Raw genomic sequence first — 6,845 nt, forward strand, 5'->3', positions numbered from 1 at the left:
CATCTGATGCCCTGGCTGCACCACTACAACTGGCATCGCCCTCACGCCGGCATCGGATATCGAACCCCTATCTCCAGAGTCCTTCCTCTGATGAACAACGTGGTGGCTTTACACAGCTAGCCACCATGGTCGCGCCACCGGCTTCCCGACCGCCATCGGGTAGCCGGCCTAAGCCTGAGCGCTCGGCGGCTTTTTGGCGATCCAGTTGCGTGGCGCCGATGGCTCCGGGTTGACGGACGCGCACGATCTACGCATACGACGTACACCGTCCTGATCGCACATGCTCCGGCACCGGCAGATTTGGCGTTGCACCCCGTAGCCAACGCGATGGACAACGTGCGCAACCTGGTGCGGATTCTTCGTGAAGGAGGGAGCGAATGGTTGACTATGCGGCCTGGACACAAGCTGTGGGGTCTGTGGTGGCGATACTCGCGTCACTTGGTGTTTGGTATTGCCAAGCGCGACAGTCCGAGAAGATGCAACGTGATTCGCTGCGACCAAATCTATCCATGGTTCCGCACATCGGGATGTCCGCGCCAAATATTAGGATAGCCCTCAGAAATAATGGACTCGGGCCGGCGGTTGTTAAAGCGGTAACGGTGAGATTTGACGGGGAAGAAATAAGCGGGGAGCCACCAGAGGTGGGGCGAGTTGCCCTTGAACGCTTGCGCACGATGATCGGTGACGTTGAGCTGGTTCACAACAGGCATGCCCTTCCTAGGAGGGGCGACTGGATACGACCAGGGGACGAAGCTGACCTTATTGCGTTGACGCTGCCGGATGGTGTTTCGCTAATCCATATTTTCGGCAACCAGAATATACGCATGGAGCAAGAGCTCTCAAGGCTCAGTATTAGCATTCAATACGAGTCGGTTTTTGGAAACGGATTCGAAGCAAATCTTCATTGGCAATCTTGACGAAGTATTTGCTGGTCCATTCTTTAAGCGAAAGGATTATCCAGCCAAAAGCTATCGAGACCGCTCGCCATAGATCGCGAACCTGGGCAACAGGCCGTTTGCAGCCAGGAAGGTGGCGAGCTTCGCCAGCTCGCGCTCGAGTGCCTCGGCGCGAGATGCGGCCTCAACCCCTCCGCCTCGAAAGCCCCATTGAGCCACCGCTGCCCCTTCGCCCCGAGCACATCTTCGGCGGCAAGTCGAAGCGTCGACAACGCGTCGGCGCGTACAGACGATGCGCTTCTCTGCCGAAATTTAGCCAGGTAGCGTTGCACAAGCTCGCCCGGCTCCACATGGCCCGGCATGGCACGCAGGTCGCTCTGTGCACGCAAGTCGCTCATCAGAATCAGGAGCAGATTCTTGGTCCGCTCGACCAGCGCTCTGCGGTCGGCCGGCGTCCGCTGCCGCGTGTCTTCCAGGTCACGGTGGATGTCGTGCGCCGCACCCATGAACTCGCTGGCGCTGGCGTCGCGGTATGGGTTCGGTGGGTCGTGCCGGGCCATGCGCGCATGATGCGCGCAGCGGTCTCAAGGAGCGAGACCGCCGGCGGGTTCCTAATGCGGAATCTTTGCGCTCGAAAAGCCCTGCATAACCACGAACGGCTGAAAGAGCGGGTTTACAAACCGGAAACGATACTTTCTAGCATCGCCTATTCGTTGTAGCACCGGACCCTTCTTTGCGCTGCAGAAGTCAGACAGGTGCTGTGCATAGTTTGCAATCTCGATTGGCCGATTCAATATCCTTCGCAGGTGTTCTTTGACGTCCTGGGCAGCGAAATATCCCAGGTCGTCCGTTCTGGCCAGCGCGCACGCCATAAGCACTTCGGCGAACAGATTATCCTTGCGAGGGCTACTCGTCGCTGTGTGCCAGGCTGTCTTGATGGATTGCTGAGCGCCCGCGATGGACTGAGCAATGGCCGCGTCAACGATTGCGATTGATACGGAAGGAGTGCCCTCCTTCAGCGCGGTCTCGGCCGAATGCAAACCAAGGAGGTGGGCATAGTGCGGGAGACCCTGCGACAAGGTAACGATCCGTTCCATCGCATCTTCATCGACATGAAGGTCTAGTTTGGTCATCCCTTGACTAATAATGGAGCGAATCTCGGCGGTCGTCATTCTCGGCATATGAATCTGCACAAGAGCGCGCTCGACTGATTGATGCTCCTCAATAAGCTCTTGGACGCTGTCCGCAACTCCAACCAGTACAACTGTCGCGTTTACAGCATGATCACTCAGGGTTTTAATGGTGTCGGCGACTTGCCTTTTTACGTCGCGCTGAAGTCGGTCAAACTCGTCAATTATCACAATAAGGCCAGATGACCTGCTCAATTGGCCGAGCACCCGTCTTATCGCTTCCGGCGAAAGGTTAGGAGGCGCCCAGTCCCCTGTCGCAAGCATCTGAGTTGCGTGCTGCGTCATGAACCCAATCCCTGGCGATGTCCGAGTCAGCGAAATCTCGTCGAACACTTTCCGCCACACGGAGTCGAAAGTATCTCCCACGTCGCAATTGATGCGCGGAACAAACGCGACATCTCCTCCGCCCATGAAAAAGCTCAGAACGTTGGCGAGGGAGGTCTTGCCGACGCCGCGCTCACCGAAGAGAACCGCATGTTGCCCCTTCTGCCCTATCGCCCGAATCAGATTCGACATCTGATCGCTGCGTCCGGAAAAGAGGCTGCGTTCATCGATCGGAGCCGTGGGGCTGAACACACGCGAAACGCTAAGCTGTCGTTCGATCTGGTCGTACTGGTCAGTCATTCCCAAGTGCTCGCCTTAGTTGCCCAAGTAAAGCCTACACTTGGGAATGTCTTAAGGGAAGCAGATTCGTAACGTCGTTGATTCGGCCCGAGCTTGGCGCCCACCTCCGCATCGCGCACGTCCCTGTCACTTCCCGCCCCGCGGCGCTCCCGCCCCGCCCCGCGGCGCAGCGCCCGCCGGCCGACGCTCGCCGAGGTCGATCAGCGCCTCGGTCATCTCCTCCGACAAAATCAGCGCGGCGCTGAGCACCGCACCCGACTGCGAAGGGGTCAGGATTCCGGGGCCATCGCACCCAGGCCCGGCCATGTGGTCACGACGCATGAGATCCATCAAGCCGTGAACGCAGTTCGCGCGTTCGAGGATTTCCATGAGCTGCCGCGACGGAACCGGGACGACCGCGGGCTGGGCATCCCACAGGTGCCCGAACTCCTCGACGTGAACCTCTCCTGCTGCTGGCATGTCGCTCATGCTGCACCCCGCGCCGAGCTACCGCCTCGGCAATCCGGAACGCGTGGGTGGAGCACCGCTCCGCATCTGTGGCGGCGAACGATGCACCGCCCCGGCCAGCCTCGCGAAGGACCGCCGCCGTGAAGGCGGCAGACTCGCACGCGCTCGCCAGCTTCATGACGCGCCACACTTCGGTTCGGGTGAGCTTGAAGGTACTCATGCCGCATCGCCCGTCGCCAGCGCGACTGTGGATGTCTCCCTCGGCGGCGTACAGCTCGATGAGAGCCGCATCGTTCTGAGGGGAGCGCGTCGGTCGGCGGCGGAGTGGCGGGCTTGCTTGAACCGGTGCGCGTGGTATGTTTCACAGCGGAATCTCCTTGGTAGGGTGGTTTCAGTCTCGACGCCTCGCGGTTGCCGCCGCGGGGCGTTACTGTTTTCGGGGTTCGGTCCTTGCGATCGCCGCGCGCAGATCGCCAGCGACGCGGTGGATGCCGCCGGCCTGCCGCTGCAGGTCCGCCAGGGCCAGGTCGGTCAGCGGCACCGAGCGCAGCCGCCGTGCACCGTCGAGCAGCGCCCCCCGGCCGCCTCGTGCAGCTGCGCGACCGTGTCCTCGACCGGCGGCGCCGGCAGCGGAACCATGACGGCGTTCATGCCGATGCCATTGCCGACTCGGCCGCCGCCGGTTCGCGTTCGCGCTTGGCCACGTACTCCTGCAGCGCCCGCGCCGACACCATCCGGCGCCGACCATCGCGATAGCTGCGCAGTTCGCCGTTCGAAATTGCCTTGTACATGTGCGATCGCGTGATGCCGATCGCCGCCGCCGCGTCGTCGACGCCGTAGGCGAACTTGCCCAAGGCATTCGGAGTGTCGCGTTTCTCTGCCATTCGAGTGTCCTGTAGCGACCGTGCGTGAATGCACCGTGTAATCATTACACCGTGAAGTCATTCCAGTCAACACACCGTGTAGCTACAATCAAGGGATGAGCCGAGATATCAATCCCTTCGGGCTGCGGATGCCCCCCGACCTCCGCTCAAAGCTAGAAGGCGCAGCAGAAGTCAGCGGGCGCTCGTTGAACGCCGAACTCATCCATCGCCTTGAGGAGTCCTTCAAAGAACGAGAGAACGTCGTCGTGTTGAAGGCACGCCTCGCGGTAGCCGAGGCCAGGATGGAGGCGCAGCAGAAGGCGTACGAGACGATCGAGCGGCTTCAGGGCCAACTCGGCAAGATGCAGGCGCAGTTGATGGCGTCGAACCCGGAGTACGCCGCCAAGGTGCAAGCGATGCAGGAGCAGGCCGAACGGTTCTGGGCAAAGCGGAACGCCGAGAACAAACAGGCTGCAGCCACGACCGCGAAGAAGGCCGTTTCGAAGCGCAAGCCGAAGGCGTGACCCCGCTGATCTTCCTGACACGCGAAGAGCTGCACGAGCTCACCGCACGCCACCAGCGCGCCAAAGTGATCGAATGGCTGATGTCGAACGGCTATCGCTTCGAGGTGGCCGCCGACGGATGGCCGCGGGTGCTTCGCGCGGCGCTTGAAGCTCGGCTCTTGCCGCTGGACCGCCGCCGCGTCAAATCGAAAACAGAGCCCGACTTCAGCGTCTACGATCGCGCCAAGCCGAGGCCCGTAACGCGCTGATCGGCAACCACTCCTCAAAAGTGAGGAGGCCACTGCCGCGATCTCGAATCGCACCAGCCACCGCAAAAGTGTGGTGAGCGACGCCGATCGGGAGCGTCAGGCCCACGGCGTCACTGCTCCCGGCCGAACGCTTGTGGAAAACGTTCCACAAGCGTCGTCCGGCAAAGCCCGTGATCAGGCCGGCGAGCGCATGGGCGGCGCCAAGCGCCGTTTAAAACGGCAGTTGGTCAGGCGCGCAGGTCGAGCCGCCGGAAGTCATCTTGACCTCATGTATCCCATAGGATACAGTGGGCCATGGTCGAAGTTCGAGAGACACAGGTCTTCTCCGAGTGGCTGGGAGCCCTTCGCGATCAGCGTGCAGTTGCGCGCATCGCTTCCCGCATCGATCGGCTCGCCTTGGGCAACCCTGGAGACGTAAAGCCCGTCGGTGAAGGGATCTCCGAACTTCGCATTGATTATGGCCCTGGCTACCGCGTGTACTTCGCGCAGCGCGGTCAGGTTCTGGTGATCCTGCTCTGCGGTGGTGACAAGTCGACCCAGGACACCGACATCGCTCGCGCCAAGGCGCTGGCGTCCGATCTGGAGTGAGACCATGGCTATCAAGACACATCCATTCGATGCCGCCCGCTACCTCGGCAGCCCCGAGGCCCTCGCGGAATACCTGGATGCCGCCCTTGAAACCGGCGACGCATCATTCGTTGCTCGAAGCCTAGGCGTGGTCGCCAAGGCGCGGGGCATGACTGAGGTGGCTCGAGATGCTGGTCTCGGGCGAGAAAGCCTCTACAAGGCGCTTGGCGAGAACGGCAACCCTGAGCTATCGACCGTCCTCCGCGTGATGGATGCGCTGGGTCTGCGACTTTCCGCCCAAGCTGCCGAGCCAGAATCGCGCGCGGCCTGATCTCCCCTATCGGGACTCAGGCCCTTGCGTCGAGCCTGCCGACGGCCGCGGCGAGGTGGTCGGGCGCCAGGTGGGCGTAGCGCTGCGTCATCGCGAAGTCGGAATGCCCGAGCAGCGTCTTAACCGTGTAGAGGTCCACGCCGTTCTGCACCAGCCGCGAGGCGAAGTGGTGCCGGCAGTCGTGGAAACGGAAGTCGATCAGCTCCGCGGCCAGCACTAGCGCGCCCCACGCCTTGTTGACGTTCGTCAGGCGCGCGCCGCCGGCGCCGGGGAATACCAACCCTACCCCGCTTCCCTGAGCCTTCCAGCGCGTCAGGACGTCGACGGCCTCGGCGTTGAGCGGAATGTGCCGAGCGCGGCGTGACTTCGCCGTGCCGGCGACGACGGTCAGCTGCCGCACCTGCAGGTTGACCGCCGACCAGTCCAGCCCGAACAGCTCGCCGCGCCGCAGGCCGGTGTTGAGCGCCACCAGCACCAGCGGGCCCAGGTGATCGCTGAACCCGTCTGCTGGCCAGACCGGCCGCGGCTCGCCGTGCCGCTGCTCGGTCCATGCGTTCGCCGACGCTCGGGAAGCACGCCGCCGTGCCTCTCGCCGCGCCAGAGCGCCGCGCAGGCGCGCCTCCTCGTCGGTGGTCAGGAACCGCACTCGGGTGTTGTCGTCGCCCTTGACGCGCTTCACGGGCCGCAGCGGGTGCGCCGGCAGCATGTCCCAGTCGCCCCCCCGCGAGAGCGCGCCGCGGATCCGGTCCAGATCGCGGTTCACGGTCGCCGGCTTGATGCCCGCTTTCAGCCGTGCCGCCTTGAACCGCTCGAGGTCGAACACGCAGACGTTGGCCAGCGGCTTGTCGAGCAGGTCGACGAATGCCGCCTTGATGCCGTCGATCGTCGCCTGGCCGGCCTTCTGGTGCTCGAGCGCCCACGGGCCGTAGTGCTCGTCGACGAAGCCGCGCAGCGTCAGCGTGGCCACGGCGCCGCGGCGGGCCTTGAGCACCACTAGCTGTGATCTCTCAGTAGGCTGTTCATCCGGGGCATCTCTGGAAGATGGGGGTTACGAAGCCAACCCAGCCCCCAGGAGCCCCGGATGAACCTGCATCAACATGCCCGTTTGACGCCTCGCGGTCGAGCCCTGCTGGTGGACCGCGTCCTGGTTCACGG

The 6,845-nt window shown here is 62.9% G+C and carries 12 protein-coding genes; 7 read left to right on the forward strand and 5 right to left on the reverse strand.

What is annotated here, in order from left to right; translation table 11 throughout:
* A partial coding sequence (locus AC52W5_RS09120; protein WP_495670773.1) for an integrase core domain-containing protein occupies positions 1–120 on the forward strand: 120 nt, incomplete at its 5' end.
* Between the two features lie 257 nt (positions 121–377).
* On the forward strand, positions 378–917 hold the full coding sequence (locus AC52W5_RS09125; protein ID WP_495670763.1) for a DUF8453 domain-containing protein: 540 nt from the start codon (positions 378–380) through the stop codon (positions 915–917).
* 23 nt (positions 918–940) lie between these two features.
* On the opposite strand, the gene AC52W5_RS09130 is transcribed toward AC52W5_RS09125, so the two are convergent.
* The 4 genes from AC52W5_RS09130 to AC52W5_RS09145 all read right to left on the reverse strand — a co-directional run bounded on the left by AC52W5_RS09130 (position 941) and on the right by AC52W5_RS09145 (position 4,041).
* Entirely contained in the window at positions 941–1,402 is a 462-nt protein-coding gene (locus AC52W5_RS09130) for a hypothetical protein (RefSeq protein ID WP_495670764.1), read from the reverse strand.
* Between the two features lie 105 nt (positions 1,403–1,507).
* The gene (locus tag AC52W5_RS09135; protein ID WP_495670765.1) at positions 1,508–2,710 is read right to left on the reverse strand and encodes an nSTAND1 domain-containing NTPase; all 1,203 of its coding nucleotides are present in this window, start codon (positions 2,708–2,710) and stop codon (positions 1,508–1,510) included.
* A 126-nt stretch (positions 2,711–2,836) separates the two neighbouring features.
* Complete coding sequence (locus AC52W5_RS09140) at positions 2,837–3,178, reverse strand: hypothetical protein (protein ID WP_495670766.1); 342 nt, start codon at positions 3,176–3,178, stop codon at positions 2,837–2,839.
* A gap of 626 nt (positions 3,179–3,804) precedes the next feature.
* Positions 3,805–4,041 (reverse strand): excisionase family DNA-binding protein, encoded by a 237-nt coding sequence (locus AC52W5_RS09145; protein ID WP_495670767.1) that lies wholly within the window; start codon positions 4,039–4,041, stop codon positions 3,805–3,807.
* 95 nt (positions 4,042–4,136) lie between these two features.
* On the opposite strand from AC52W5_RS09145, the gene AC52W5_RS09150 reads away from it, so the two are divergent.
* The 4 genes from AC52W5_RS09150 (at position 4,137) to AC52W5_RS09165 (ending at position 5,690) form a co-directional block, all read left to right on the forward strand.
* Positions 4,137–4,544, forward strand: a complete 408-nt coding sequence (locus AC52W5_RS09150; RefSeq protein ID WP_495670768.1) for an Arc family DNA-binding protein — start codon at positions 4,137–4,139, stop codon at positions 4,542–4,544.
* Positions 4,541–4,792 (forward strand): DUF4224 domain-containing protein, encoded by a 252-nt coding sequence (locus AC52W5_RS09155; RefSeq protein WP_495670769.1) that lies wholly within the window; start codon positions 4,541–4,543, stop codon positions 4,790–4,792. The genes AC52W5_RS09150 and AC52W5_RS09155 overlap by 4 nt, the downstream gene beginning before the upstream one ends.
* Before the next feature lie 294 nt (positions 4,793–5,086).
* Entirely contained in the window at positions 5,087–5,380 is a 294-nt protein-coding gene (locus tag AC52W5_RS09160) for a type II toxin-antitoxin system RelE/ParE family toxin (RefSeq protein ID WP_495670770.1), read from the forward strand.
* Between the two features lie 4 nt (positions 5,381–5,384).
* Positions 5,385–5,690 (forward strand): addiction module antidote protein, encoded by a 306-nt coding sequence (locus AC52W5_RS09165; RefSeq protein ID WP_495670771.1) that lies wholly within the window; start codon positions 5,385–5,387, stop codon positions 5,688–5,690.
* A gap of 16 nt (positions 5,691–5,706) precedes the next feature.
* Here the strand turns inward: AC52W5_RS09165 and AC52W5_RS09170 are convergent, their stop codons facing one another.
* A complete protein-coding gene (locus AC52W5_RS09170) occupies positions 5,707–6,684 on the reverse strand; it encodes a tyrosine-type recombinase/integrase (RefSeq protein ID WP_495670772.1) in 978 nt (325 codons plus the stop codon).
* Between the two features lie 87 nt (positions 6,685–6,771).
* On the opposite strand from AC52W5_RS09170, the gene AC52W5_RS09175 reads away from it, so the two are divergent.
* A partial coding sequence (locus AC52W5_RS09175) for a leucine zipper domain-containing protein (RefSeq protein WP_495670774.1) occupies positions 6,772–6,845 on the forward strand: 74 nt, incomplete at its 3' end.

This window comes from Nitrosospira sp. CT, assembly GCF_059489795.1.

What these genes read in the sequence shown, in the direction of transcription:
- AC52W5_RS09165 (WP_495670771.1), top strand. Translation starts at nt 5,385, where the DNA reads ATGGCTATCAAGACACATCCATTCGATGCCGCCCGCTACCTCGGCAGC.
- AC52W5_RS09160 (WP_495670770.1), top strand. Translation starts at nt 5,087, where the DNA reads ATGGTCGAAGTTCGAGAGACACAGGTCTTCTCCGAGTGGCTGGGAGCC.
- AC52W5_RS09145 (WP_495670767.1), bottom strand. Translation starts at nt 4,041, where the DNA reads ATGGCAGAGAAACGCGACACTCCGAATGCCTTGGGCAAGTTCGCCTAC.
- AC52W5_RS09130 (WP_495670764.1), bottom strand. Translation starts at nt 1,402, where the DNA reads ATGGGTGCGGCGCACGACATCCACCGTGACCTGGAAGACACGCGGCAG.
- AC52W5_RS09150 (WP_495670768.1), top strand. Translation starts at nt 4,137, where the DNA reads ATGAGCCGAGATATCAATCCCTTCGGGCTGCGGATGCCCCCCGACCTC.
- AC52W5_RS09135 (WP_495670765.1), bottom strand. Translation starts at nt 2,710, where the DNA reads ATGACTGACCAGTACGACCAGATCGAACGACAGCTTAGCGTTTCGCGT.
- AC52W5_RS09125 (WP_495670763.1), top strand. Translation starts at nt 378, where the DNA reads ATGGTTGACTATGCGGCCTGGACACAAGCTGTGGGGTCTGTGGTGGCG.
- AC52W5_RS09140 (WP_495670766.1), bottom strand. Translation starts at nt 3,178, where the DNA reads ATGAGCGACATGCCAGCAGCAGGAGAGGTTCACGTCGAGGAGTTCGGG.